The organism is Actinosynnema sp. NPDC050801, assembly GCF_040673975.1.
Lineage (GTDB): Bacteria > Actinomycetota > Actinomycetes > Mycobacteriales > Pseudonocardiaceae > Actinosynnema.
In genome coordinates, this window is record NZ_JBFAQZ010000005.1 from 428,369 (window position 1) to 453,422 (window position 25,054).

Annotated in this window: 23 protein-coding genes; 10 read left to right on the forward strand and 13 right to left on the reverse strand. The window is 70.8% G+C overall.

Translation table 11 applies throughout. The annotated features are described in order from the left end of the window. Window positions 1-2: 2 nt before the first annotated feature. Complete coding sequence (locus AB0K14_RS14665) at window positions 3-815, reverse strand: class II aldolase/adducin family protein (RefSeq protein ID WP_360464277.1); 813 nt, start codon at window positions 813-815, stop codon at window positions 3-5. A gap of 30 nt (window positions 816-845) precedes the next feature. Continuing rightward, entirely contained in the window at window positions 846-2,378 is a 1,533-nt protein-coding gene (locus AB0K14_RS14670; protein WP_360464274.1) for an FAD/NAD(P)-binding protein, read from the reverse strand. Between the two features lie 1,407 nt (window positions 2,379-3,785). Between AB0K14_RS14670 and AB0K14_RS14675 the strand changes: the two genes are divergently transcribed. Further along, window positions 3,786-4,718 (forward strand): helix-turn-helix domain-containing protein, encoded by a 933-nt coding sequence (locus AB0K14_RS14675; RefSeq protein WP_364338109.1) that lies wholly within the window; start codon window positions 3,786-3,788, stop codon window positions 4,716-4,718. Window positions 4,719-4,764: 46 nt separating this feature from the next. Here the strand turns inward: AB0K14_RS14675 and AB0K14_RS14680 are convergent, their stop codons facing one another. Further along, window positions 4,765-5,241 carry a TIGR03618 family F420-dependent PPOX class oxidoreductase gene (locus AB0K14_RS14680; protein WP_360460924.1) on the reverse strand — a complete coding sequence of 159 codons (477 nt, stop codon included), beginning with the start codon at window positions 5,239-5,241 and terminating at the stop codon, window positions 4,765-4,767. A gap of 39 nt (window positions 5,242-5,280) precedes the next feature. Between AB0K14_RS14680 and AB0K14_RS14685 the strand changes: the two genes are divergently transcribed. From AB0K14_RS14685 to AB0K14_RS14695, 3 genes are read left to right on the forward strand one after another with little or no spacing between them, the layout of a single operon-like run. Beyond that, on the forward strand, window positions 5,281-5,958 hold the full coding sequence (locus tag AB0K14_RS14685) for a flavin reductase family protein (RefSeq protein ID WP_360460921.1): 678 nt from the start codon (window positions 5,281-5,283) through the stop codon (window positions 5,956-5,958). Further along, the gene (locus tag AB0K14_RS14690) at window positions 5,955-7,406 is read left to right on the forward strand and encodes an FAD-binding oxidoreductase (protein WP_360460918.1); all 1,452 of its coding nucleotides are present in this window, start codon (window positions 5,955-5,957) and stop codon (window positions 7,404-7,406) included. Before AB0K14_RS14685 ends, AB0K14_RS14690 begins: the two co-directional genes overlap by 4 nt. A gap of 16 nt (window positions 7,407-7,422) precedes the next feature. Then, complete coding sequence (locus tag AB0K14_RS14695; protein ID WP_360460915.1) at window positions 7,423-8,616, forward strand: acyl-CoA dehydrogenase family protein; 1,194 nt, start codon at window positions 7,423-7,425, stop codon at window positions 8,614-8,616. Between the two features lie 99 nt (window positions 8,617-8,715). On the opposite strand, the gene AB0K14_RS14700 is transcribed toward AB0K14_RS14695, so the two are convergent. The 4 genes from AB0K14_RS14700 to AB0K14_RS14715 all read right to left on the reverse strand — a co-directional run bounded on the left by AB0K14_RS14700 (window position 8,716) and on the right by AB0K14_RS14715 (window position 12,919). Continuing rightward, window positions 8,716-9,210: a nuclear transport factor 2 family protein gene (locus AB0K14_RS14700; RefSeq protein WP_360460912.1), complete on the reverse strand. Its 495-nt coding sequence runs from the start codon at window positions 9,208-9,210 to the stop codon at window positions 8,716-8,718. Continuing rightward, window positions 9,194-10,738 carry an AMP-binding protein gene (locus tag AB0K14_RS14705; RefSeq protein ID WP_360460909.1) on the reverse strand — a complete coding sequence of 515 codons (1,545 nt, stop codon included), beginning with the start codon at window positions 10,736-10,738 and terminating at the stop codon, window positions 9,194-9,196. Before AB0K14_RS14705 ends, AB0K14_RS14700 begins: the two co-directional genes overlap by 17 nt. A 67-nt stretch (window positions 10,739-10,805) precedes the next feature. Then, a complete protein-coding gene (locus AB0K14_RS14710) occupies window positions 10,806-12,251 on the reverse strand; it encodes an MFS transporter (protein WP_360460906.1) in 1,446 nt (481 codons plus the stop codon). Between the two features lie 89 nt (window positions 12,252-12,340). Then, window positions 12,341-12,919 (reverse strand): TetR/AcrR family transcriptional regulator, encoded by a 579-nt coding sequence (locus AB0K14_RS14715; RefSeq protein ID WP_360460903.1) that lies wholly within the window; start codon window positions 12,917-12,919, stop codon window positions 12,341-12,343. Window positions 12,920-12,970: 51 nt separating this feature from the next. Between AB0K14_RS14715 and AB0K14_RS14720 the strand changes: the two genes are divergently transcribed. Beyond that, window positions 12,971-13,930, forward strand: a complete 960-nt coding sequence (locus AB0K14_RS14720; RefSeq protein ID WP_360460900.1) for an LLM class oxidoreductase — start codon at window positions 12,971-12,973, stop codon at window positions 13,928-13,930. Between the two features lie 23 nt (window positions 13,931-13,953). On the opposite strand, the gene AB0K14_RS14725 is transcribed toward AB0K14_RS14720, so the two are convergent. Then, window positions 13,954-14,979: a LysR family transcriptional regulator gene (locus AB0K14_RS14725; protein ID WP_360460897.1), complete on the reverse strand. Its 1,026-nt coding sequence runs from the start codon at window positions 14,977-14,979 to the stop codon at window positions 13,954-13,956. 88 nt (window positions 14,980-15,067) lie between these two features. On the opposite strand from AB0K14_RS14725, the gene AB0K14_RS14730 reads away from it, so the two are divergent. From AB0K14_RS14730 to AB0K14_RS14740, 3 genes are read left to right on the forward strand one after another with little or no spacing between them, the layout of a single operon-like run. After that, entirely contained in the window at window positions 15,068-16,153 is a 1,086-nt protein-coding gene (locus AB0K14_RS14730) for a maleylacetate reductase (protein ID WP_360460894.1), read from the forward strand. Further along, the gene (locus AB0K14_RS14735; protein ID WP_360460891.1) at window positions 16,150-17,016 is read left to right on the forward strand and encodes an intradiol ring-cleavage dioxygenase; all 867 of its coding nucleotides are present in this window, start codon (window positions 16,150-16,152) and stop codon (window positions 17,014-17,016) included. Before AB0K14_RS14730 ends, AB0K14_RS14735 begins: the two co-directional genes overlap by 4 nt. Beyond that, entirely contained in the window at window positions 17,013-18,845 is a 1,833-nt protein-coding gene (locus AB0K14_RS14740) for an FAD-dependent monooxygenase (protein WP_360460888.1), read from the forward strand. The genes AB0K14_RS14735 and AB0K14_RS14740 overlap by 4 nt, the downstream gene beginning before the upstream one ends. 172 nt (window positions 18,846-19,017) lie before the next feature. Here the strand turns inward: AB0K14_RS14740 and AB0K14_RS14745 are convergent, their stop codons facing one another. Next, on the reverse strand, window positions 19,018-19,536 hold the full coding sequence (locus tag AB0K14_RS14745; RefSeq protein WP_360460885.1) for a hypothetical protein: 519 nt from the start codon (window positions 19,534-19,536) through the stop codon (window positions 19,018-19,020). Window positions 19,537-19,718: 182 nt separating this feature from the next. Here AB0K14_RS14745 and AB0K14_RS14750 point away from each other — a divergent pair, with 182 nt between their 5' ends. Beyond that, complete coding sequence (locus AB0K14_RS14750) at window positions 19,719-20,306, forward strand: superoxide dismutase (protein WP_360460882.1); 588 nt, start codon at window positions 19,719-19,721, stop codon at window positions 20,304-20,306. A 4-nt stretch (window positions 20,307-20,310) separates the two neighbouring features. Here AB0K14_RS14750 and AB0K14_RS14755 read toward each other — a convergent pair whose 3' ends face one another. After that, window positions 20,311-20,913, reverse strand: a complete 603-nt coding sequence (locus AB0K14_RS14755) for a GNAT family N-acetyltransferase (RefSeq protein ID WP_360460879.1) — start codon at window positions 20,911-20,913, stop codon at window positions 20,311-20,313. On the opposite strand from AB0K14_RS14755, the gene AB0K14_RS14760 reads away from it, so the two are divergent. Further along, window positions 20,824-21,453 carry a GNAT family N-acetyltransferase gene (locus AB0K14_RS14760; RefSeq protein WP_360460876.1) on the forward strand — a complete coding sequence of 210 codons (630 nt, stop codon included), beginning with the start codon at window positions 20,824-20,826 and terminating at the stop codon, window positions 21,451-21,453. The genes AB0K14_RS14755 and AB0K14_RS14760 overlap by 90 nt on opposite strands. Here AB0K14_RS14760 and AB0K14_RS14765 read toward each other — a convergent pair. From AB0K14_RS14765 to AB0K14_RS14775, 3 genes are all read right to left on the reverse strand, one after another. After that, on the reverse strand, window positions 21,376-22,284 hold the full coding sequence (locus tag AB0K14_RS14765; protein WP_360460873.1) for a trypsin-like peptidase domain-containing protein: 909 nt from the start codon (window positions 22,282-22,284) through the stop codon (window positions 21,376-21,378). The two genes, AB0K14_RS14760 and AB0K14_RS14765, sit on opposite strands and share 78 nt — an antisense overlap. Before the next feature lie 102 nt (window positions 22,285-22,386). Next, entirely contained in the window at window positions 22,387-23,604 is a 1,218-nt protein-coding gene (locus tag AB0K14_RS14770; protein WP_360460870.1) for an SGNH/GDSL hydrolase family protein, read from the reverse strand. Window positions 23,605-23,854: 250 nt separating this feature from the next. Next, a complete protein-coding gene (locus AB0K14_RS14775) occupies window positions 23,855-25,000 on the reverse strand; it encodes a glycosyltransferase (RefSeq protein ID WP_360460867.1) in 1,146 nt (381 codons plus the stop codon). Between the last annotated feature and the right edge of the window lie 54 nt (window positions 25,001-25,054).

Here is a 25,054-nt window from a genome sequence, read left to right on the forward strand (position 1 = left end):
CGTCACTCTTCGAGCAGGTCCGGCTGCTCCTGGGTGATCTCCTGGTACAGCAGCTGGAAGCTGAACCAGCCCAGTTGGGCGTCGCCGAATCCGTCCTTGGCCGCTGCCGCCTGCTCGTGGTTCATGGCCTGCGGCTCGCCCGCCGCCATCGCGAGCAGCTGGACCTGCGCGCAGCTGTCGAAGGTGAAGAACCAGTGCACCGCTTCTTCCAGCGAGCCGCCGACGGTGATCAGGCCGTGGTGACGCAGCAGGATCGCGCGCTTGTCGCCCAGCTTCTCCGCGATGTCACGGCCCTGCTCGACCGCGATCGAGGGACCGCGGTAGTCGTCGTACAGCACCTGGTCCTCGTAGAAGGCGGCCGACTCCTGGTCCAGCGGGACGAGCACCTTGCCGAGCGCGCCGAGCGCCCTGGAGTGGGCGGTGTGCGCGTGCGCGGCGGCCTCGGCGTGCGGGTTCAGGCCGTGGATCTGCGAGTGGATCACGAAGGCGCTCGGGTTGACCGGGTGCCGTCCCTCCACCACGGTGCCCTGGTCATCGACGCAGATGAGGTCGCGGACCTTGACCAAGTTGAACGACACGCCGAACGGGTTGACCCAGAACAGGTTGGGGTGCTCGGGGTCGCGCACCGAGATGTGGCCGGAGATGCCTTCACCGAAGCCGTACTTGCCGAACAACCGCAGCGCAGCGGCGAGGCGCTGCTTGCGGTACCTGCGTTCGTCCGCGACGTCGTCGAAGACGGGCGCGTGCGGCATGGGCAGGCCGGTGTGGGTGTCGGCCAGGTAGTCGGGCCGCTCGGCCTGTTCCAGAGTGGACATTCCGTGACTCTCCTTGAGCTGTCTTGTGGTTCAGACGGTCTGGAGCCGGCCGTGGTGATGCGCCGGCGCGGTGCTGTCCTTGTGGATCGCCTGCACGATGTCCACTGCCCGATCGACCAGCGACTGCACGCCGAAGGTGAAGTACAGGCTGCCGAGGGCCGGGTCGCCCAGCGCGTACAGCCGGGGGTCGGCGCGGCCGCCGACGGTGAGCCGACTGGTCGCCCGCTCGACGCGCACGCCACCGCGTGGGTGCTGTTCGGCAAGGCCGGCCGCTAGGAGTGAGCTGAACAGCGGCATCGCCTTCTCGGACAGCTTGCGCAGCCGGGCGTTGACCGCGTTGACCACGACGTCGGCCCGGAGGTCTCGGGTGGCGGTGCTCAGCTCGAAACCGTCACCGGTCGACTCGATGCCCTGGATCCCGCTCACCAGCTCCACCTGGCCCGCGTCGATCAGCGACAGCAGCTTCGCGGCATTGGCGGGCGGCATCGGGCAGCACAGGCTCATCAGGGCCCGGTCGTACTCGACCAGCGCGACGTTCTGCTCGTGCTCGCTCAGCAGCGGCCACACGTCAGGACCCGCTTCGGGCACGGCCTGCTGGAGGATGCGCATGGCGATGCTGGGTGAGGCGACCTCGTCGAGCTGTCGGCGCAGTCGCGCCACCGGGTGCTCGGTGCGCACGGCGTCGAGTTCGGCGCGCACCACGTCCAGGCTCTCGCCGGCGTCCGCCAGCTCGGCCCTCATGACCGCTACCAGGTCCGAGAGCGTCGCCTTCCCACCGTGCGCGGTCATCGTCCGGAACCGGGCGGGGGTGAAGTGGCGGAGCACGTGGCGGATCGGCCGCTGCCGCACACCCGGCAGCACGCCACGACGGGACATCAGCGAGATCCGGCCGCGATGTCCATTGGCCGTGAGCGCCAACACCACGTCCACCGCCGTGAGGCCGCTACCGATGATCGCTACGTCGTCGTCCGGTGCGACACCGCTCATGGACCGGCGGACCGGATACGGCTCGCCGATGAATCCGGGACTGCCGGCCAGCTTGTACTGGTCGGCGGGGCGGCCCGCGCCGACGCTCAGCACCGCGTAGTCCAGGTGGTGCCTCTCACCCGTCTCGGTCCGCAGCACGAGACCGTCCCCGTCGGACTCCGCGTGCTCCACCCGTTGCCGCACCAGCTTCACCTGCCAGCCGCGGCGCACCAGCGCCACCAACGCCGCGCGGGCGGACTGCTCCAGGTAGTCCCCAAACACCGCGCGCGGCACGAAGTGGGCGCCAGAGATCGGATCGGCGTAACTGGACCCGCTCCCGACGAACATCTCCCGCGTGGTCAACCACTCGATCAAGTGCTGGTTGTCACCGGCACGGACGGACATGTCGTCCGGTGTCGCGTTGACGCGCACCACGTCGAGGTCCGGCTGGTACGGCCGGCCCCGCCACAAGTAGGGGGATGCGTCGAAGACGGTGACCAAACCCGACCTGACCCGTGGTTCCTGCGCGAGCGCGTCCAGCAGGCACACCGCCGACGCGCCGCCGCCCACCACGCCGATTCTCGGTAAAGACGACATGTCCCACCTTTGGCATCCGACATCCCAGGAGGTCCGCCCGCGGACCCGGTTCGAAAGGTGCTCATAGAATGTCCGTCATTTAGCACCCCGTCGACGTGACACTACCGCCTGCCCGACGCGGTGGTTTGTGCACGAACGCTCGACTAGTTGCGCGTGAGCGCATCCGAAGGACGGTGGGAGATCGTCGTCGGGTGCGGCCCATCTCCCGAGCTTCGATTGTGGAGTGACTGTCCTCACATATCGGGAATCCGTATGGAGTGCACCGGTTTCCTGTCCCACCTTGGCGTCCTCGCGGTGGTCGTGACTGCGGCCTCGGTGCACGACCCGGCCGCTGGCAAGGAAATCCTGACCGCCTACCCGTCGCACACCCGGAGGTGTCGCCGGCCCGCGTGGACGGAGGCCGCAAACGCGAGGTCGTCCGGCACGGCATCCGCGTCGAAGTCGCCAGCGTATTCCGCTGGATTCGTTGACGGTGTGGGAGGTTTCGCGCTCCGTGGGCCCGGAACCGCCTCGTCGGGGCGGCCGATCGTCCATCCGCGACACGAAATTCGGCCTCGCGGAAGGTCGCTGAAGTGCGTACGTCGCGAGCTCGCAGCTCGTCGGGATTGAGTTCGGGGGCCGTGGTGGCTGCGAACGACCGGGTGGGGTGGCATCCGGGGGCAATCGCACTGGTCGACCCGAGCGATCACCGCCCCCGCGCCCCCGCGGCTCGATCGCCGGATGCCCCTCGTCCGTCCAGGCCTGCACCGCACCGCCGGTTGTCGTTCGTAGGCACGCTGTGCCGGGCGCTGCGGCGTGAACCCGTTGCGGGGCAGCCGCAATCCGACGCCCCCGCTCGGTCATCGCCACACCGACGACCGGCCTGGCCGACTCGACCAACGCCGGCGGGGTCCACCACGGGCCGTCGATCAACAGCTCCTCGGGCGTGTGGTCCGCCATCGCCGCGGACCACGTGCCCCGATCCTCGCCGCTGATCGGCTCGGCCGGACCGGGACGTCGTCCCCGCCCTGCCGTCAGGCCCTCCCGACCGGTCGCCCGGTAGGCCGCGCCACCAGGTGACCACCGGGCGTTCCGGGACCCCGAACCTCTCCTCAGCCCGTCGGTGGCCCTCGACGGTCCGGCGCCGCCACCGCCCGCAGCACCTCAAGCTCCACAGGCGACAATCGAGGCGCACCCCCGAGCTCGATCACGAAGGTCGGCTTGGAGGCGAGTGATCATTTCGCTTCAATGGCAGTTGTATCGGACAGGTATAATTGCAGGGTTCGCCATCATGCGGCCATCCATCGTATGCTTCAGTAGGTTCCAAATTGATCCACACGTCATGGTAAGCCTAGGCGACATGGGGGTGGTTCTGCCGTGACCGGTCAATCCGTTGCGGAGATACGGGATGCGGTCGTTGTCGATCCGGTGGGGAAGTTCGATTCGTGGGAGGACCAGGTTCGCCGCCACTGCGGCACGGTGCAATTGATAGGAGACCGCGACCGGTTCGAGGGTGGCAGCATCAGCACCAGAATCTTCGGAAATGCGCAGGTGTCGCTGATCACAGCGGACCCGCACATGGTGGTGAGGCACGACAGCGTGGCGACCAGCGAGGGCGGCCACGTGTACGTCGCCACCCCGCTGTCGGGGTGCACGCACTTGAGCCAGGACGGCACGGAGGTCGTTGTGTCCGCGGGCGACGTGGTGGCGTTCGACAGCAGCAGGCCGTACACGCTGACCATGCCGGAGCCGTTCACCATGGTCGCGGTGCGTGCGCCGCACCGCGAACTCGGTGTGGCACCGCAGCGAACCCACTCGGTGACGGCGTCGCCGTGGACCGGCACGTGCGGGGTGGGTGCGCTCGCCAGCCGGACGTTGGCCGGGCTGGGCGCCCACCTGACCGAATTGGACGAAGCGGCGCGCGAACCGCTCGGCGCCATGGTCAGCGGGTTGATCAACACACTGTTCGCCGACCGGCTGTGCTCGATGGGGATGGACCCGGTGGCGGCCAGGCAGCTGCTCATGCTGCGCATCTGCGGCTTCGCCAAGGAGCACCTCGGCGACAGCTCGCTCAGCCCGGCCATGCTCGCCCGCCGGTACAACATCTCGTTGCGCTACTTGCAGATCCTGTTCGCCGAACAGGACACCAGCCCGGCCAGGTGGATCCGGGACCAGCGGCTGGAACGGCTCCGGATCGACCTCGCCAACCCGCGTTACGACCACCTGACCGTCGCGGCGATCGGCGGGCGCTGGGGCCTGGGGGACGCGTCGCAGGTGAGCAGGCTGTTCCGGATGAAGTACGGTGTCTCGCCCCGCGACTACCGCCGGATGCGGGGTGACGGCCTGGTAGCCGCAGCCTGAGGCGCCGACCTGTCGGGTGCTCCCGGTGGGAGCACCCGACAGGTCGTCAGGTCTGCCGGTCGTGCGGCCCGGGGTTGGTCACGAACCGCTCGGGGCGCACGAACACTGCGGCACGCCGGTCGGCGACCATCTCCCGGTCGTACTCCTCCAGGTCCGGGTGTTCACCCCCCGCTGCGGCGTAGACCCGCCGCAGCAGCTGCGGGATGTCGCCGGCCGCGACGCCCGGGAGCTCGTCGTCCGGCCCGGCGACCTCGACCCCGCCGGTCACCGAGATCCAGTCCCACCCCGCCCGGAACACCAGCGTGGCGCGCGGGTGCCTGCGCAGGTTGCGCAATTTCCTGGTGCGGCCGCGCGACACCAGTGCGAGCACCAGTTCGGCGGTCACCGGGTGCGGCACCACGGCCGCGTTCACCACGGAAACCGCGGGCTCGCCGTCGGCATCCGTCGTGACCAAGACCGCGAGCCAGTCCTGAGTGGACGCCAACTCGGCGACCCGGCGCAGGCCGTCCTCCGTGGAGATCATGTGGTTCACCGCTCCTAGGCTGTGCGTGAAATGGGCAGAGTGCGTGCGCTCACCGACCTGGTACGCGGCGCGGTGCTCGATAATATCCGTGCGATCGAACCGACTGCCCCTCAGGTGGAGGGATGTCCGGGAACTGGTCACGGTCCGCGCGACCGGCCTAGATCGACCCGCTCTCGACAGGAGGAACCGGTGGGCGTCGACCTACGCAAAACAATGCGCAATTTCGCCACGGGGGTCTGCGTCATCACGACGCACGTCGATGGTCCGAGTGGGTGGGAGCACGACGCGGTCACCGTCAACTCATTCACGTCGGTGTCGCTCGACCCGCCGATCGTATCCGTGTCGCTGCGGAAGAATTCGAGCTTCCTGACCGCTCTGCTGAAGAGCGGGGTGTGGGCCGTGTCCATCCTGGACATCGGCGCGGCGGATGTGGCGAAGCAGTTCGCCCAGAGCCGGGAGAACCGGATGGCCACGCTGTGCACGGTGTCCTCGATGCCCGGTGAGCACACCGGTGCGTTGATCCTCGACGGACCGGGCTGGCTCGAATGCACGCTGCGGCAGCGCATCGACATCGGTGACCACACCGTCGTCCTCGGTGACGTGGTCGCCACCGGCGCCCAGGACCGGCGGCCACTCCTGGTCTTCCTGCACGGCGAGTACCACGTCGTCGGCGCCGACGGCGCCGCACGACCGAGGAGAGAGGTGTTCAAGTCATGACGGCGTTGCACAGTCCCGACACAGACATCGCCGCTGTGCTCCAGGCGGCGGCGGCGGTGGTCGGCGACGGTCGCGTGACGCGCGGCGGGCTGGGCGACAACACCGGGCGGTTCCGGCAGCGCGAAGTCGTCGCCACCATCCGGCCGAGCACCGCCGACCAGGTGCGGCAGGTGATCGAGGTGATCGGTCGGGCGGCGGGATCGGTGTCGTTGCACGCCTACAGCACCGGCCGCAACTGGGGCCTCGGCTCCCGAGAGCCGGTGGACGACGGTGTGGTCGTGCTCGACCTCAGCGAGTTGAACCAGATCCACGACATCGACGTCGCGGCCGGCTGGGCGGTCGTCGGGCCGGGGGTGACCCAGGGACAAATGGCCGGCATCCTCGCCGACACCGACCGCATGGTCAACGTGACCGTGTCCTCGGCGCACTCCAGCCTGCTGGGCAACGCGCTGGACCGCGGAGTCGGGCTGCGCCACCAGCGGGTCGAAGACTTGCTCGGGGTCGAGGTCGTGCTCCCGGACGGCGAGGTCGTGCGGGTCGGCTGGTGGCCCGACGCGGACCGGGCGACTCCCGTGTACCCGCACACGCTCGGACCGTCGCTGGTGCAGATGTTCGTGCAGTCGAACCTCGGTGTTGTCACCGCCGCCACGTTCCGGCTCCTACCCAGGCCCGAGGCGTTGCGCGTGGTGCGGCTGAACTTCACGCCCGACCGGCTCGGTGAGGCCACCGCCCTGCTGCGCCGGTGGGTCGCCCAAGGGTTGACAAGAGGCGTGTCCAAGTTCTACAACCCCGCCGCGGCGCGCGGCTACGGCAGCGCTAGGGGGAAGTTCCTCGTCCACATCTGCGTCGACGGGACGGCCGCGGCGGTGGAAGCGCTGACGGCCGTCATCGCCGACGAGGCTCGCGCCAGCGGTGTGTTCACCGAGGTGTCGACGACCGACTCGGTGGAACCGACGAGCGAGCACCACCAGGTGACGACGCTGGTCGAGCGCTCCTATCGAGGTGACCCCGACATCACCGACACCGTGTTCGAGGCGAAGATGGGGATGCCCGCGAGTCGGCTCGACAGCGACATGGGTTTCCTGTTCTTCCTGCCGCTGATGCCCTTCACCCCGGACGCCGTGGTGACGGCGGAGGAGTTGCTGTCACACGTTACCGAGGAAACCGGCATCATCTGCGGCGGCACCGGGAACGTGCTCGGCCCGGACCTGGTCGACTTCGTCGTCTCCATGAAGTTCGAGCGCGGTGTCGCCGAGTCGGCGCACCGGGCGCTGGACATGCTGTACGCGTCGTTCACGGAACAGGGCTTCCTGCCCTACCGGTTGGACGTCGACCACCACGACTGGATCGACCGCTGCGGTCTCACGCCGGCCGAGCGGGCACTCGCTCGGCGGCTCAAGGACTCCATCGACCCGACCGGGGTCATGGCTCCCGGTCGCTACTCCTGAGGTCAGAAAGGACACAATGACCCTCTTGGACACCGTTAAGGCCAATCCGCTGACCGCGCAGGAAATCCTCGCCCGCGCGAAGGCCGCGGCACCGATGCTGAGGGAGCAGTCCGAGGAGATCGAGCGGACCCGTTGCCTGCCACTGGATGTGATCGAACTGCTGCGCGGCACCGGAGTCTTCCGGATGGCCGTGCCCGCCGCGTCCGGCGGCCCGGAACTCAACGCCATGGAGCAGACCGAGGTCATCGAGGCGCTGGCCCTGGGCGACTCGTCGGCCGCGTGGTGCGCGATGATCGGCATGGACACCCCGCTGTACGCCAACTACCTGGACGAGGCGGTGGCCCGTGAGCTGTTCACCGACCCCGACATGGTCACCGCCGGGCTGATCCTGCCGATCGGGCGTGCGGACCGGGTGCCGGGTGGTTTCCGGGTGAACGGCCGGTGGCAGTTCGGCAGCGGCATCACCCACGCGGACTGGGTGGTCGCCGGGTGCTTCGTCTACGACGACGGCAAGCCGGAGCCGAGCCCTTCCGGCGTGCCGATGCACTGGCGGATCATGATCGCCCGCCAGGACCAGTTCGAGATCCACGACACCTGGCACACCACCGGTCTCGCGGGCAGCGGAAGCCGCGATTACCAGGCCACCGACCTGTTCGTGCCTGAAGGGCACTCGTTCAGCCTCGGCAAGTCGCGCATCACCGGCCCGTCGTCCACGCCCGAAGCCGTGCTGCGCAACATGCCTGGTGTCCCGCTCGGTGTCGCCCGCGCCGCGCTGGACTTCGTGCGCGAACTGGCCTCCGGCCGGGTCGACCGCCCCACCCAGCAGCCGTGGGCCGAGACCTACCGCGTGCAGATGGCCATCGGGGAAGCGGAGATGGAGCTCCGCGCCGCCCGTGAAGCGGTGTACGGCACCCTCCGCGCGCAGTGGGAGCTACTGGAGGCCGGCGGGGAGCCGACCCCCGACCAGCGGGTCGCCACGGCGCTCGCCCGGACCAACTCGTTCCGCGCGGCCCGGTCGGTGGTGTCCAAGCTGTACGACCTCATCGCCACCACCGCCATCTACAAGCCATCACCGATGGACCGGTGGCTGCGCGACGTGAACACGATGTGCCAGCACGTCATCGCGCAAGACCAGGTGATCCAGTCGGCGGGCGCCTACCTGCTCGGCGGTACCCCGCACAACCCGTTCAGCATCGGCATCCTGCCGTGACGGCGAGTCCTGCGCTGTTTCGGCTGCGGTGACCAGTGAGCGCGAGAGCTCCCGGAGACGGACCTGTCTCCGGGAGCTCTCGCGCTCACGGTCCCGTCGTCAGCCGCCGACGATCACCTTGGGATCCCCGGTGAACCAGACGTTGTCGATGTGCACCTTGCGCATCCGCCAGCGGTCGCCGTCACGCACGAGGTCCACGGCGTAGAGGTTCTTCAGCAGCGCGTGCCGGCTGTGGTCGTCGGCCGGCAAGTGCTGGGCCTCCACGACGGCGCTGAGACGCGCGGTGTCACCGGTCACCTCCACCCGGCAGTTGCCGACCGTGTGAGTGGTGTGCAGGCGCGGGTCGAGCACGATGCCCGCGATCATGTCGATGCCCGTCATCAGCGGCACCTCCAGCCCGCACTTGGTCGCGGCCGGCCGGAAGTCGAACTCGGCGTCCTCGGTGAACGCCGAGCGGAACAGTTCCCGGTCACCGATGTCCCGGCCGAATGCGAAGCGGTGCAGGGTGTCCACGATCTCGTGCCGGTCGGCCAGTCCGCGGACGGTGGCCTCCAGACCGGTGTCGGCGAGGGCACGGTCAGTGGTGACGTACACGGTTCTCCTTGGATGAGATGATGTCCCGCAGGGCCGCTCGTCGCGGTTTCCCGGTGCGGGTCGTCGGGAAGGTGTCCGCGGGCAGGACGACGACCCGGTGCACGTGCAAGCCGTGCCGGGCCAGCACGGCGGCCCGGACCGCGTCCTCGTCGTACTCGCCCGCGTAGGCGACGACAAGCTCGCCGTCGACCAGGCACGCGCCGACGGGACCCCGTTCGGCGCAGGGGAGTTCGGCGACGGTCGACTCGATCAGGTGCGCGTGGTGCAGCACGTCGTCGATCCACAGCGCGCCGGCGGTGTTGCCGGTGACGGTGAGCACGCCCTCGGAGACGATGGCGAAGTCGCCGGTGTCGAGCCAGCCGTCGGGGGTGAAGGCGGTGCCGTTGGCGGGGTGGCCGTCGGCGTAGCCGGAGGTGACCGAGGCGCCGGACACCTGCATCCGGCCCTCGACGTGCTCGGGGACCACGGTGCCGTGCTCGTCGACGACGCGGACCTTGATGCCCGCGTGCGGGGTGCCGACCGGGACGTGCCGGTCGTCCGCGTGCCGGAGGTCGTCGAGGTCCAGTCGGTGGTCGATGACGCCCGCGGAGGTCTCGGACATGCCCCAACCGGGCCGCACCGCGGTGCTCGCCAGCCCGAACGGGGCCAGCGCGGTGAGGAAGCGTCGGATCGTCCGGGCCTTGACCGGCTCGCCGCCGTTCATCACGTAGTCGAGGCAGTCCAAGTTCCACGATCCCGTCGTGGCACGAGACGTGATCGCGTCCAACACCGATGTCGTGCCCCATGCGACGGTGACCCGGAACCGGTCGACGATGTCGAGCCACCGCGCCGGGTCGCCGAGGATCCAGTCCCGGTGGGCGTGCACCTGCGTGCAGGCCAACTGCACGTCGCGCAGGTGGAACATCACCAGCCCGCCGACGTGGTCCAGCGGCATCGAGTTGAGCGTCACGGCGGTCTCGTCCAGCCGGTTGTCCTGGATCGTGGCGGCCGACCGGCTCAGCACGTTGCCGTGGTCAAGCAGCACGGGCTTCGGCGCCCCGGAGCTGCCTGCCGTCTTGGTGAGCAGCACGACGTCCCCGGCGTCGGCGGCGAACCAGAGGTGGTCCGGCGCGCCGGACGCCAGGTTCGCGACCGTGCCGATCCAGTGCGGGCCGTCAGGGTGCGTCCGGTCGGCGACCAGCCAGCGATAGCCCCGTTCGGGTGCGAGGCCGGTGGGGCCCGCGCCGGTCGGCACGGCGACGAAACCACCGAGGACGCACGCCCAGAAGGCGACGAGCAGGTCCTGGTTGTCCCGCAGGTGCAGCACGACGCGTTCGCCGGTCCGTACCCCGGCCCGCCGCAGGCCGCCGAGCACCCGGCACGCCGAGTCGAGCAGTTCCGCGTACGACAGGGCCGACTCGGTGCCGTCGGCGTTGATGAAGTGGATGGCGGCGCCGGTCGTCCGGCGCGCGGCGCGGGGCAGCAGTTCGGCGAGGTTGGCCGCGGCCAGGGCGGGGGCTGCTCCTCCGTCGAGGATCGACGAGGTCATGCCGGGATCCTCCTTCGGGAACGGACGAGGCGGTGCCGGTGACACGCCCGGCACCGCCTCGTGGGCATCAGGCGGCCGTGCGCCGACTGGCCCGCAACGCGTTGATCAACGTGGCGACCAGGGTGAGGGCGGAGACGGCGGTGACCACGTACATGCTGTTGTGGTAGCTCGACAGGGTGTTCTGCGCGCCGCCGTCGTGGCCGATGGCCATGGTGGCGGTGACGATCGCCAGCAGCAGAGCCGCGCCGACCTGGTAACCGGTCTGCAGCACACCCGCGGCAAGTCCCTGCTCGGCGTCGGCCACGCCGCTGGTGGCCTGCACGTAGGCACCGGTGAACGACAGCGGGAACGCGACGCCGATCAGCAGCATGGTCGGCAGCAGCACCGTCACGTAGTTGGAGTCGGTGTCGATGCGCAGGAACGACAGGTAGGCCAGCGTGTAAGCCAGGAAGCCGGCGACCATCATCCACTTCGGTCCGAACTTGCCGATCAGACCGCCGGCGCGCGGCGCGATGAGGGCGATCAGCAGACCGCACGGCAGGAACGCCAGCGCCATCTCCAGCGGCGACCAGCCACGGGTGGCCTGCAAGTACAGCGCGCCGATGAACTGGAAGCTCATGTAGGTGCCGAGGATGGCGGCGGCGACCAGGGCGGCGCCGATCAGCGCGGGGTTGCGCAGGAAGGACAGGCGGATCAGTGGCTGCGCGGTCTTGCGCTCGATCACCACGAACGCGACGAGCAGCACCACGACACCCACGAACTGGGCCAGCGTGCTGACCGACGTCCAGCCGACCTCGGGAGCCCTGACGATGGTGTAGACGAGCAGCAGCATCGCGCCGGTGATGCTGGCCGCGCCGGGCAGGTCGTAGTTGCGCTTGCCGGTGCTCGGCTCGTCCTTGCGGACCAGGATGAACGAGCCGATCAGCACGGCCAGCGCGATCGGCACGGGCATCAGGAAGGTCCAGCGCCAGCCGATCTCGGTGAGCAGACCACCGGCGACCAGGCCGAGCGAGAAGCCGGTGGCGCCGCAGGCGGTGTAGATGCTGACCGCCTTGTTGCGGGCCGCGCCCTCGGGGAACGTCGTCATGATGATCGAGAGGCCTGCGGGCGCGGTGAACGCCGCGCTGACACCCATGACGAAGCGCGCCGCGATGACCATCATGCCGTCCTGCGCGAGACCTCCGGCCAGCGACGCGATTGCGAACACGGCGACCGCCACGAGCAGCACCTTGCGACGTCCGACCAGGTCGGCCATGCGGCCACCGAGCATCAGGAAGCCACCGAAGCCCAAGACGTAGGCGCTGACCACCCACTGCACCGACGACGTGGTCATCCCGAGTTCGGCCTGGATCGGAGGCACTGCGATGCCCACCATGGCGTTGTCGAGCGCGTCGAGGAACATCGCGCTGCACAGCACGATCAACATGGCCCAGAGCCGCCCACTCCAGCCCTTCGACCCGTCTTCCGCCGGTTGGACCGGCGCGACCGGCGCCGCACCGTTTTCCTGGGACATCGTCATGATGGTCTTCCTACTCCGCTCTTATTTTTGAACTCTAGGTACAAAACTCGGGTGACGGTGATCAGGTGGTGACCGGTCCCCGCTCAGATGGCCGTGATCGCGGCGTCGATCGTGGACTCGAAGCGGTCGAAGTCCGCCCTCGTCTTCGCGAGGACCCGGAGTCCGATCATGGTGCTCTGCATCAGACCCGCGAGTGCCTTGGGGTCGCGGTCCGGCCCGATCTCACCGCTCTCGCGTGCCGCGATGAACGCCATGTGCAGCACCGCTTCGGTGGCGTCGAAGGACCGGCCGAGCAACAGTGCGGCCGACTTGTCGGCCGGTGCGACTTCCACGGCGCTGTTCACCACCAGGCAGCCGCATCGGTCCGGGTCGTCGAGGTCCGACCGGACGAACCCGATCAGCAGGTTGCGCACCCGCTCCCGGATCGGCCTGTCGGTGTCCATGACGGCCTTCAGCTCGGTGAGCGAGGTGTCGGTGTAGCGTTCCAGGCTCCTCAGGAACAAGTCGTGCTTGCTCCCGAAGGCGTTGTAGAGACTGCCCTTGCCGATGCCCAGGCTGTCCGCGAGGGTCTGTGGGGAGGTCTCGGCGTAGCCGTGGGCTCGGAAGGTCTCCGCGGCCTGCTCCACCGCTCTGTCCGGGTCGAATTTCTTTGGCCTCCCCATGGGACGCAACGGTAGAGATTTTAGTCCTTGAGGTCAAGTATGCTGGCGACCGTGACGACTGACGAGTTCGGTGATCGGCCGGGCTTCGCTTCCATGTTCCTGGAGAGCGAGCTCACGCTCGGCCTCCTGATGCCGCTTGAGTCCTATGCGGGCCCGGTGCCGAGGATGGACGTGGCCGAGCAGGTCGAGCAGGCCGTGCTGGCGGAACAACGCGGGTTCGCCGCGCTGTGGGCGAGGGACGTCCCGCTGCTCGACCCGTCGTTCGGCGACGGCGGCCAGCTGTTCGACCCGTGGGTGTGGCTGGCCCACCTGGTTTCGCGGACATCGCACATCGCGCTGGCCACCGGGTCGACGGTGCTGCCGCTGCGGAACCCGATCGACATCGCCAAGGCCGCCGCATCGCTGGACCTGCTCAGCGGTGAACGGCTGGTGCTCGGTGCGGCCACCGGCGATCGCGGCGTGGAGTTCCCCGCTTACGGCCTCGACCGCGCGGACAGCGGCGAGCTGTACCGCGACTCGATCGAGGCGATCCGGCGGCTGTGGGCGGAGGACTTCCCGGCGATGGACTCGCGGTACGGCACGATGCGCGGCACGGACCTGCTGCCGAAGCCGCGCGGCAGGCGGATACCGATCATGGTCACCGGGAACAGCCGGCAGGACTTGCCGTGGATCGCCGAGCACGCCGACGGGTGGTTGATGTACCCCAGGCCGATCCGCGAGCAGAAGATGATCACCTCGGCGTGGCGGGCGTCCGTCGGCGAGTGGAAGCCGTTCGCCCAGTCGCTCTACATCGACCTGGTGGAGGACCCCGGTGCCGGGCCGGCGCCAATCCACCTCGGCTTCCGCAGCGGTCGCGACCACCTCCTGGACCACCTCGGCGGGCTGCGCGATATCGGTGTCAACCACGTGCTGCTGAACGTGAAGTACGGCCGCCGGCCCGCGGCCGAGGTGCTCCAGGAGGTCGGGGAGTACGTGCTGCCGCACTTCCCGACGGTGAAGAAGGTCAGCTAGCCGGACCGCTCCCGGCGGCGCCGTCACGACGGCTCCTGGAACCGCACCGGATCCTCGACGGGTTGCGGCGCCCGCGAGACGGGCTCCTTCGCCGACCCGATGTCCGGACCGGGACCGCGTCCGGGGATCAGGTGGGCACCCAGTGCGTGCGGCTCGGGTGTGGCCAGGGCGATTCGGGTGAAGTACCGCAGCGTCGCGGACGGCGTGAGGTCGCGGTGCTGCACGAGTGCGGTCTCGACCACGGGGATGTGCGTGCTCAACGGCAGGACCGCCACCTCCGGGCCCGACAACCCGCGCACCGAGGCGGGCAGGATCGAAACCCCGACCCCCGCGCCGATGAGTGACACCGCAGTCGGCATCGACCTCACCTCGCGCAGCACCGCCTCGAACCCCGCGTGCCGGCAGGCCTCGACGACGTGCGCCGACAGACCGGCACGGGTGCCGCCGGCGGGCACCAGGAACGGCTGGTCGGCCAGGGTGCGCAGGTCCACTCGCGGGCCCACGGCGTCCGCGAGCGCGGCCGGCACCACCGCTACCAGCGGTTCCCTGTCCACCACCGCCAGGTCCAGGCGGGCATCGGGCGGGACGCGCGCCACGGGCGGCGGCAGGTGGGTCAGACCGATCTCGGCACGGCGGGACAGCACGGCCTCCAAAACCCCGTCGGGGGTGTCCTCCACGACGTCGATGGCGACGGCGGGCCGCTCCGCCCGGTAGCGGCTGATCAACCTCGGCAGCACCACCGAGGCGGTGGCGGAGTCGAAGGCCAGCACGATCCGTCCGCTGCGACCCTCGCCGAGATGGCGCACCGATTCGGCCGCGGCCTCAACGTCGGCGAGCAACTGCCGGGCGCGGGTGAGCAGTTGCCGGCCCGCGTCGGTCAGGTCCACACCCCTGCGGTGCCGGTGCAGCAGGCGGACGCCCAGCTCGTGCTCCAAGCGGGCGAGCTGGCCGCTCAGCGGTGGCTGGGTCAGGTGCAGGCGGGCAGCGGCACGGGTGATCGACCGCTCCTCGGCGACCGCGACGAAGTAGCGCAGCTGACGTAGCTCCATAGTTCATCGTATAGCTGTGCCATCTAATGCGTATTAGACATATACCTGCTGGTCCGGCACCATCAACGACCTTGCTCAGGACAACGGTGTGCCGGAGGCCCGTGTGCTGGATTTCAGCTATGACGCTCTGCCCGGCCGGGTCGTCTTCGGGCGCGGGGCGGCGCGTGCTCGGCTTGCCGAAGAGATCACGCGGCTGGGTGCCCACCGGCTGCTGGTGATCGCGGGCAAGTCGTCGGAAGCTCTGGCCGGGGACCTGACCGCGCCCTTCGTCGACCGGATCGCGGGGTACTTCTCCGACGTCCGCCGCCACGTGCCGGCGGAGATCGTCGAGAACGCCCGTGAAGTGGCGGCAGAACTCCGGGCCGACGCGCTCCTCAGCCTCGGCGGCGGCTCCGCGACCGGCCTGGCCAAGGCCGTCGCCCTCACCACCCGCCTGCCGATCGTCGCGGTGCCCACCACCTACGCCGGATCCGAGGTCACCCCGGTCTGGGGCCTCACCGCGGGCGGGCGCAAGACCACCGGCGTCGACCCCGCCGTCCTGCCCCGGACGGTTGTCTACGACCCCGAACTGACCACCACGCTGTCCGCAGAGCTGTCCACGGCCAGCGGCCTCAACGCGATGGCGCACTGCGTCGAGGCGTTGTGGGCGCCCCGCCGCAACCCGGTCAGCTCCCTGGTCGCGGAGGAGGGCATCCGGGTACTGGCCGCCGGGCTGCCCGCCGTCGTGCGCGACGGCGCCGATCTCGACGCCAGGGCAGACCTGCTGTACGGCGCCTACCTGGCCGGCTCCGCGTTCGCGGTGGCGGGCTCCGGCCTGCACCACAAGCTCTGCCACGCGCTGGGTGGCGCCCACGACCTGCCCCACGCCCAGACCCACGCGATCGTGCTGCCGCACGTGCTGGCGTTCAACGCGCCGGGCGCGCCCGATGCCGCCGACCGGATCGCCCGCGCACTCGGCGTCGACGACCCGGTCGCCGGGTTGCGTGACCTGACCGCGCGGCTGTGCACACCGTCCGGTCTCGCCGCGCTCGGGCTGCGCGAGGACCAACTCGACGAGGTCGTCCGCCTGGTGGAGCCCACCATCCCGGCGGGCAACCCCGTCCCGGTCGACACGGCCCGGCTGCGTGCCCTGCTCACCGCCGCCTGGGCCGGGACCACGGAGGAGCGGCGATGAACGACCGGCGTGAAGAAGCGCTGACCGAACAGGTGCTCGCCGCCTTCCGGGCGGCGCCGCCCCGTTACCGCGAGATCATGACCGGCCTCGTCCACCACCTGCACGCCTTCGCCCGCGAGGTCCGCCTCACGGAGGGGGAGTGGGCCACCGCGATCGACTTCCTCACCCGCGCGGGCCACATCACGACCGACCGGCGGCAGGAGTTCATCCTGCTGTCCGACGTGCTCGGGCTGTCCATGCTCACCGTCACCATCGCCGAACCCGAAGACGCGGAGGCCACTGAGTCGACCGTGCTCGGCCCCTTCTTCGCCGAGGACTCGCCGGAGGTCCCGCTCGGCGGTGACATCGCGCGCGGCGCCAAGGGCGACCCGTGCTACGTCAGCGGATACGTGCGCTCGACCGACGGCCGGCCGCTGCCGGACGCCAGGATCGACGTGTGGGAAGCCGACGAAGAGGGCTTATACGACGTGCAGCACGACGAGACGGCGTCGGCCGGCCGCGGGTGGCTGCGCGCCGGCGAAGAAGGCGAGTACCGGTTCTGGTCCGTGCGTCCCGTTCCCTACCCGATCCCGGACGACGGCCCGGTCGGCGATCTGCTCCGGGCCGCGCACCGCAGCCCGATGCGCCCGGCTCACCTGCACTTCAAGGTCGAGGCGCCGGGACACCGCACGCTGATCACCCACGTCTTCGTTGCCGGCGACCCGTACCTGGACTCCGACGCGGTCTTCGGGGTCAAGGACAGCCTGGTGGTCGACGTGGTGGAACACCCGCCCGGCACCGCACCGGACGGTTCCCGAGTGGACCGCACCTGGCACTCCGTCGCCTTCGACATCACCCTCGCCCAGGAGCAGGAGCCGTCATGACGCAGCCCTCCACCGCCGTCTCGGGCGGGGACCTCGACGACGCACACCAGGTGCGTCTCGCTCACAGCGACGACGGCGACCTGGTGACCGACGTGCTGATCATCGGCAGCGGTCCGGCCGGGGGAGCCGCCGCGCTGGCGCTGGCCACGCTCGGCGTGGAACACCTGGTCATCACCAAGTACCACTGGACCGCCAACACACCGCGTGCGCACATCACCAACCAGCGGACGATGGAGATCTTCCGCGACCTCGGCATCGAGGACGACGTGCTGGCGCAGGCGTCGCCGCACGAGTTGATGGGCGAAACCGTGTTCTGCACCAGCCTGACCGGCGACGAACTGGGCCGGGTGCGCGCTTGGGGCACCCACCCGGCGCGCGAGGGCGACTACGTGCAGGCGAGCCCGTCGCTGAACTGCGACATCCCGCAGAGCCTGCTGGAACCGATCGTCATCGGGCACGCGGCCTCGCGCGGCAGCCGGATCAGGTTCGACACCGAGTACCGCGGCCTCACCCAGGACGCGCAGGGCGTCACGGTGCGGGTGCGGGACCGGGTGACCGGCACCGAGTACACCATCCGCGCCAAGTACGTCATCGGCGCCGACGGCGGGCGCAGCGCGGTGGCCGCGGACATCGGCCTGCCGTTCGACGGGCAGATGGACGTCGCCGGCAGCATGAACATCGTCGTGCATGCCGACCTGTCGCCTCTCGTCGCCCACCGCCCGAGCGTCCTGTACTGGGTGCTGCAACCGGGCGCGGACGTCGGCGGTATCGGCCTGGGCCTGGTCCGCATGGTCAGGCCGTGGAACGAGTGGCTGATCGTCTGGGGCTACGACATCACCAAGCCGCCGCCCGAGGTGGACGACGAGATGGCCGCCAGGATCGTGCACCAGCTCGTGGGCGACGACTCGGTGCCGGTGACGGTCCGCTCCACCTCGTTGTGGGGGAACAACAAGATGTACGCCACCCACTACCAGTCCGGCCGCGTCTTCTGCGCGGGCGACGCCGTCCACCGCCATCCGCCGTCGAACGGCCTCGGCTCCAACACGTCCATTCAGGACGCCTACAACCTGGCCTGGAAGCTGGCCTACGTGCTGCGAGGCCAGGCCGGCGAAGGACTCCTGGACTCCTACAGCGCGGAACGAGCCCCGATCGGCAGGCAGATCGTGCTGCGGGCCAACAAGAGCATCGAGGAGTTCGGCGCCATCCTGGCCGCTCTGGGACTGGACGACACCAGCGACCCGGAGCGGATGCGGGCCCGGATCGACGCACGCGGTGACAACACCCCGGAGGCCGCCGCGCAACGCGAGGCACTCCGGAAGGCGCTCGAACTGAAGAACTACGAGTTCAACGCCCACGGCGTGGAGCTGGGACAGCGCTACCACTCGGACGCGGTCGTCCCCGACGGCACCGTCGAGCCCGCACCGACCCGTGACCCGGAGCTGTACTACCAACCCACGACCCGGCCTGGCGCCAGGCTGCCGCACGTGTGGCTGGGCCACCCGGACGGCCGTCGCACCAGCACCCACGACGTGGCGGGCAACGGCAGCTTCTGCCTGCTCACCGGCATCGCGGGGGAGCGGTGGGCGGAAGCCGCCACCGGCGTGGCCGAGAAGCTGGGCATTCCGCTGAACGCCCACGTCATCGGCCCTGGACGCGACTACATCGATCTCTACGACGACTGGGCGCGCACCAGGGAGGTGACCGAGGCGGGCTGCGTGCTCATCCGCCCGGATGTGCACATCGCTTGGCGGAGCGCCGACCTGGCCGACGACCCGGCCACCGAACTGCACCGCGTCCTCACCCGGGTCCTGGCACTGGGCAGCGACTGAGACGCCGGAGGCGGGCTCACCGCTCCGGCCCTTGCTCGTGGACGCTGGCCTGGTCGTTTGCCGGCGGTCAGCGGATCACCCAGCTCTGAGCCGGCACGCACACCCCGGACCGGCGCGAACGGCAAGCCGACCGCGTTCACCCTGAACGGGGCGCCCTGCCAGAGCTGACGCGTCAGCCCTCGACCACCTTGTGGTAGCGCAACGGGGTGTAGGCGCCCGCCGTCCGCGCCGTCCACTTCCGCTCCACCGGTGGCTCGCCGTCGGGGCCGGTCTGCTCGCGCACGACCGGCTCCGACCTCGCGTCGTCGGCCCAGCGGACGAACAGCGCCGCGTGGCCCGCGTTGACCAGGGCGTCACCGGGCAGCAGATCGGCGTGCGCGACCTCGGTGGCGACGTCGCGCAGCGTGGTGGTGGTGCGGGAGTGGGTGAGGCCCCACGCCATGGAGACGTAGCCGGAGCAGTCGGTGCGGTAGTTGCCGTGCTCGTTCTGGTGGCACGCCTGCTGGCTGTACGGCACCCGGGCGTCCAACCAGGACTGCGACCGGGTCTGCGTCTCGCCGCGCGTGGTCACGCGGTCCTCCGGTGTCGTCCCGCACGCGGCCAAGCCGCCCGGGTCGTCCACCGCGTGCGCGACCGGTGCCTGGAACGCCGCCGCGCAGGCGATGGCGGCGATCAGCGTGCGGGTGCTCATCGGACCCCCTCGGGTCGTCGTGGCCGCGGACGGCCCGCGGCGTCGGCACCACGAGGTTTCCCGCCGTTCGGTGGCACAGCGCCAAACCACTCGGCCGAGTGATCTACGGCGTGCGGAGGGTTCACCCGGACCGGCGGGGGTAGTTCGACGGTGCTCACGGCGGACGTCCGAAGGGGACCGGTATGCGCTTCGTCATCGTCGTGGCCGCGCTGTGCGCCGCGGTGGGGTGCGGCGGCGACCCGGAAGCGGGACGGGCCAGGTCGTCCGCCGCGGAGGTGGGCAGCCGGGAGATCGGCGTCCTGGCACCGGCCGAGGCGGCCGGCACCGCGTTCACCTACGACCCGGTCGCCGCGCCACCGGGCGCGGAACTGGAGGTGGAGGTGGTCGGCGGCGACGGCACGACGACCGTGCGGCTGAGCGCCGACCTGCTCCAACCCGATCGCGGTTACGCCGCCCACGCGCACACCGACCCCTGCGGCCGCAACGGCACCGACGCCGGCCCGCACTACCAGCACGAGGTCGACCCCGCCGCGACGCCCGAGCGGCCGTCGGTCGACCCGGCCTACGCCAACCCGCGCAACGAGATCTGGCTCGACCTCACCACCGACGGCCGGGGCAGCGGCACGGCCGAGACCACGGTCCCGTTCGCCTTCGGCGACCGCGTGCCGTCCTCGATCGTGCTGCACGAGCACCCGACCACCGAGACCCGGCAGGGCCGCGCGGGCAGCGCGGGTGCCCGGATCGCCTGCTTCACCGCACCGTTCCGCTGACGGCTCAGTCCACGGCGGTGGTCTTCGGCGTGCGGTAGACGATGTCGACGTACTCGCGGTGCCGGTCGATGTAGCCCTTGATGAACGGGCACAGCGGCAGCACGGGCAACCCCCACGCCCGCGCCTGGTCGAGCGCGCCCCGGGCCAGGGCGCTGCCGACGCCCTTGCCCTCGAACGCGGGGTCGACCTCGGTGTGGGTGAACACGATCAGGTCGGGCGTGCGGATGTAGACCGCCTTGCCCGCCGCCGTGCCGTCGACCACGGCCGCGAAGTGCTTCTCCGCGGGAACGTCGTGCACCTCGATGACCATGGCGCGATCCTCGCACGGCCCGCCCGTCCAGTGCTCGCGGAGCAACCGCGGCCCGGTCGTCGCCGGTGCCGTGGGCCCTCTGCCCCGGTCGCCCGGCCCCTCGACTCGTCCGACGCACGTACCGCCGGTCGGCGCGCCCGGGTGGTCTTCGTCGGCCGGTAGAGAAATCGGTACGCCCAGGTGCCGGCGATCGGGCAGGCTGACGCGATGGGGTATGCGGTGCGCGACTACGTCGCCGAGGACGAACGGTCGTGGCTGCGGTGCCGGGTGTCGTCGTCCCTGGGCACCGCCCTCCACGACGACGTGGTGGCGGCCAAGCCCGAGGTCAGCGGTGCGGAACTCGTGGCGGTGGACGGGGCGGTGGTCGTCGGCATCCTCGACCTCGCGGTCGACGGCGACCTGGCCACCATCGAGACGATCGCGGTGCACCCGGACCACCAGCACCGGGGGATCGGCGGCGCGCTGCTGTCACGGGCCCGGACCCGTGCCCTGGCGCTCGGCGCGACCACGCTGGACGCCTGGACCCGGGACGACCCGCCGACGTTGCGCTGGTACCGCGCCATGGGCTTCGGCGAGAGCGACCAGCACCTGCGCGTGATCGCCGACCAGCGCACCTCGCCCGACGAGCCGGCCCGTGCCGTCGCCGCGCGACCCGACCGGCGCGTGGCGAAGGCGTTCCGGCGCGCCGACGTCACCGAGGAGGCGCGGTCGCGCCGGGAGTTCGCCCGCGTGCACGCGCGCCGGCGGTTCGCGATGCCGTTACGTGGTGAGCTCCGTCGGCGTGGCGATGACGTCGACCATGGCGCCGTTGCGCAGGACGGTCACCGGCAGCGGTAATCCGATGGCCTCGGCGAACAGCTGCCGCTGGATGCCCTGGGCGTCGTTGACCGGCGTCCGGGCCACGCTCAGCACGAGGTCGCCGTCGCGCAGTCCCGCGCGTTCGGCCGGACCGCCGGGCACGACCTGCACCAGCCGCACGCCCGCGCGCTGCCCGGTGCGTTCGGCGACGGCGTCGGGCAGGGGCGCGGGCGCGCCGACCAGGCCCAGGTAGGCCCGCCGCACCCGGCCCTCGACCAGCAGGGTCGACAGGATCCGCTGGGTGGTGCTGTTCATCGGGATCGCCAACCCCAGGCCGATGCCCGCCAACGCGGTGTTGATGCCGACCACCTCGCCCGCGGAGTTGGCCAGCGCGCCGCCGGAGTTGCCCGGGTTGAGCGCCGCGTCGGTCTGGATCACGTCCTCGATCACGCGCCCCATCCGGCCGTTGCTCACCGGAACCGCGCGGCCCAGCGCGCTGACGACGCCGGCGGTCACCGAACCGGCGAGGCCGAGCGGGTTGCCCACGGCGATCACCAGTTGGCCGACCTGCAGGTGGTCGGCGTCGCCGAACTTCGCGGGACCGGGCGCCTCCGCCGACGCCCACAGCACCGCCAGGTCGGCCAGCGGATCGGTGCCCACCACCGTGAACGGCGCCTCGGAACCGTCCGCGAACACCGCCGTCCCGTCCCGCGCGCTGCCGACCACGTGCGCGTTGGTCAGCAGGTGGCCGTCATCGGTGAACACCACCGCCGACCCCGTGCCGCGCGGCATGCGCACGCTGGCCACGTGCGGCGTGACCGACTTCGCCACCGCGATCACGGCCTGCGAGTAGGCGTCCAGCGGGTCCATCGGCGCCTCCTGATTACACGATTACACCTCATCGTGCGCTCGGGGAGGCCGTGCTGTCCGGGGCGTTCGCCGACAGCGGATTCACCCCGGACAGCGGCGGTGTCAGCGGTCCAGCAGCATCGCCAGGTCGACGGCGTTCGCCATGGCTTCCGTGCCCGCGTCGTTCGGGTGCAGGTGGTCGCCGCTGTCGTAGGCCGGGTCCAGGGTGGCCGGGTCGCCGGGCACGGCGGTCGCGGCGGCGAAGTCGACCACGCCGTCGAACTCGCCGGACGTGCGGATCCAGTCGTTGAGCGCCCGCCAGGTCGCCTCGCGCTCCTCGGTCCAGATGAACGAGCCCTTGAACGGCAGGATCGTGCCGCCGTACACCCGCACGCCCTTCGCCCGCGCCTGCGCGATCACCTCGCGGTGCCCGGCGATCAGGTCCTCGGCCGACGCGCTGTAGCCGATGTCGTTCACGGCCTCCAGCAGGATCATCGCCTTGACGCCGGTCTGGGACAGCACGTCCCGCTGCACGCGCGTCACACCCGCCACGCCCCAGTACGGCTCGTCGCGGTCGGCGATCAGGCGGTTGCCGCCCAGGCCCGCGTTCACCACGGACAGCGTCCGACCCGGCACCGCGTTCAGCCGCCTGGCCAGGAAGTCCGGCCACCGGCGGTTGGCGTTGCCGGTGGTGCTGGCCGTGTCGGTGATCGAGTCGCCGAACGCCACCACCGTGCCCGCGACCCGCTTGGCGGGCGCCACGTCCACACCGTCGACGACCATCCAGCACGGCGTGTCCTGGAACCCGCCCGCCAGCGCACCGGTGCGGTCGCCCGGGGCCAGGTAGTTGCCCTGCGCGGTGAACGGGTGGTTGGTCAGCGGGCCGGTGGCGTCCGGCAGGTAAGCGCTCACCAGGAGCGTGGACAGCGCTTTCACGTCCAACGGGACCGGGTCGCTGAACAGCTCCCGGCCGACCGGCACCGTGACGCCGCGCCTGCCGTTGAACGTCAACGCGCGCAACGTGCCGGGCACCGCCGCGTCACCGGACGCCTGCACCGCGACCGACGCGCGGCCGACCCGCAACGGCGTGGCGCCGAACGCGTTGGTCAGCCGGACCCGCACCGAGTTGCCGCCGGCGCTGAGGAACACCACGTTGCGCACGGTCTGGTCCCGCAGCCCCTGGCCCGCCGGGCAGTCGCTCCACGGTATGTCGCTGCCCACCACGGGGCTCGCCGCCCAGCCGGCCACCCAGGGCTTGCCGTGCGCGGTGGCGGTCGGTTGCAGCACGGCCGTCGCCACGAGCGCGGCCGTGACGGCCAGCTTCCCCACGTGCCCTGCCATGAAGGTCTCCCCACGCCGGTCGTCATCGGTGACGTCGCCGACGGTGGCAGCGATCAAATTAACCGGTCAAGCACCCCACGACGAGTGGCGCGATAGTTGCGACGAGTGGCCCTGCTTACGCGTTCAGCACGTGGTCCGGTCGGCGGTCGCACCGCTGCGCCGCGTCGACCGCGGCCACCGCGCCGGGGCTGCGCGGTTCCGCACCCCGCCTGACCGCGTCCCCCGGTCGCGGTCAGGCGGGCACGCGGGTTCAGACGTGGTCGGGCAGCGAGCGGGCCATGTCGTGCGGGGACGGCATGGCGGCCACCTCGTCGGCGATCGCCCGCGCCGCGCCGAGCACGGCCTCGTCGGCGAGCAGGCGCCGCGCCCGGGTCGTGATCGCCTCGGCGGTCGTCTCCGCGCCCAGCAGCCGGTCGCCGAGCCCCGCCTCGGTCACCATCGCGGCGTTGCTGAACTGGTCGGCCCCCTGCGGCAGGACGAGCTGCGGCACGCCCGCGCCGAACGAGCCCATCGTGGTCCCGCTGCCGCCGTGGTGCACCACCAGGTCCACGTGCGGCAGCAGGTCGGCCTGCGGCACCCACGGCAGCACGACGACGTTGTCCGGCAGTTCGCCGAGGGCGTCCACCTCGACCGTCGGCCCGGCCGCCACGAGCACCTTCGCGTCCAGCGCGCCGAGGCCTTCGATCGCCGTGCGCAGCACACCCGCCTCGCCGAACGCGGTGCCCAACGTGAGGTACACCAGCGGTTCGCGGTGGTCGAGCACCCACGACGGCAGCTCCCCGGGTTCGGCGAACGGCACGGGTCGCAGCGGGATCCGGTGCGGTGCCGTGGCCAGGAACCGCGGGTCCTGCACCGACGGCGGGCAGATGTCGATGTACGGGTTGCCCAGCACCATGAAGTCGTCGTCCGGCAGGTCGACGCCGAGGTCCGCGGCGACCGCGGACAGGTGCTTGAGCACGGGGTCGGAGAACTCCTCGGCCTCCCACATCCGGCCGAACGAGTGGCACAGCGCGGGCACGCCCGCGGCCTTCGCGGCCAGCCCCGCGCCGGGGTTGCCCAACTCGTGCACGACCAGGTCGGGCTTGCGGTCGGCGATGACCCGCGCCACGTCGGCGGCGAAGCGGCGCGGCAGCACCGAGCCGAACACCGCCGAGATCTGGTCGGCGCCGACGTCCTGCGCCTGCACCCCGTCCGCGCTCCCGAACGCGGCCGCGAACGCCTCGTGGATGCTCAGGCCGCCGACGACGTGCTCGACACCGTGCGGGGCTAAGGCGTTCGCGAACGCCTCCGAGGTCACGAAGATGACCTCGTGGCCGACTTCGCGTGCGGCGATCGCGAGCGGCAGCAGGGGATAGGTGTGTCCGTGTGAGCCGAGGCTCGAGAAGAGGATTCGCACTGGTTCGAGCGTAGCGAGATTTTCCACGGTGGGTGAATTTCGTCCGGTTCGGGT

Bases quoted from the DNA above. Each gene is read 5' to 3' on its own strand.
- AB0K14_RS14665 (WP_360464277.1), bottom strand. From the start codon at position 815: ATGTCCACTCTGGAACAGGCCGAGCGGCCCGACTACCTGGCCGACACC.
- AB0K14_RS14670 (WP_360464274.1), bottom strand. From the start codon at position 2,378: ATGTCGTCTTTACCGAGAATCGGCGTGGTGGGCGGCGGCGCGTCGGCG.
- AB0K14_RS14680 (WP_360460924.1), bottom strand. From the start codon at position 5,241: ATGATCTCCACGGAGGACGGCCTGCGCCGGGTCGCCGAGTTGGCGTCC.
- AB0K14_RS14690 (WP_360460918.1), top strand. From the start codon at position 5,955: ATGACGGCGTTGCACAGTCCCGACACAGACATCGCCGCTGTGCTCCAG.
- AB0K14_RS14695 (WP_360460915.1), top strand. From the start codon at position 7,423: ATGACCCTCTTGGACACCGTTAAGGCCAATCCGCTGACCGCGCAGGAA.
- AB0K14_RS14705 (WP_360460909.1), bottom strand. From the start codon at position 10,738: ATGACCTCGTCGATCCTCGACGGAGGAGCAGCCCCCGCCCTGGCCGCG.
- AB0K14_RS14710 (WP_360460906.1), bottom strand. From the start codon at position 12,251: ATGTCCCAGGAAAACGGTGCGGCGCCGGTCGCGCCGGTCCAACCGGCG.
- AB0K14_RS14715 (WP_360460903.1), bottom strand. From the start codon at position 12,919: ATGGGGAGGCCAAAGAAATTCGACCCGGACAGAGCGGTGGAGCAGGCC.
- AB0K14_RS14725 (WP_360460897.1), bottom strand. From the start codon at position 14,979: ATGGAGCTACGTCAGCTGCGCTACTTCGTCGCGGTCGCCGAGGAGCGG.
- AB0K14_RS14735 (WP_360460891.1), top strand. From the start codon at position 16,150: ATGAACGACCGGCGTGAAGAAGCGCTGACCGAACAGGTGCTCGCCGCC.
- AB0K14_RS14740 (WP_360460888.1), top strand. From the start codon at position 17,013: ATGACGCAGCCCTCCACCGCCGTCTCGGGCGGGGACCTCGACGACGCA.
- AB0K14_RS14745 (WP_360460885.1), bottom strand. From the start codon at position 19,536: ATGAGCACCCGCACGCTGATCGCCGCCATCGCCTGCGCGGCGGCGTTC.
- AB0K14_RS14750 (WP_360460882.1), top strand. From the start codon at position 19,719: ATGCGCTTCGTCATCGTCGTGGCCGCGCTGTGCGCCGCGGTGGGGTGC.
- AB0K14_RS14760 (WP_360460876.1), top strand. From the start codon at position 20,824: ATGGGGTATGCGGTGCGCGACTACGTCGCCGAGGACGAACGGTCGTGG.
- AB0K14_RS14765 (WP_360460873.1), bottom strand. From the start codon at position 22,284: ATGGACCCGCTGGACGCCTACTCGCAGGCCGTGATCGCGGTGGCGAAG.
- AB0K14_RS14770 (WP_360460870.1), bottom strand. From the start codon at position 23,604: ATGGCAGGGCACGTGGGGAAGCTGGCCGTCACGGCCGCGCTCGTGGCG.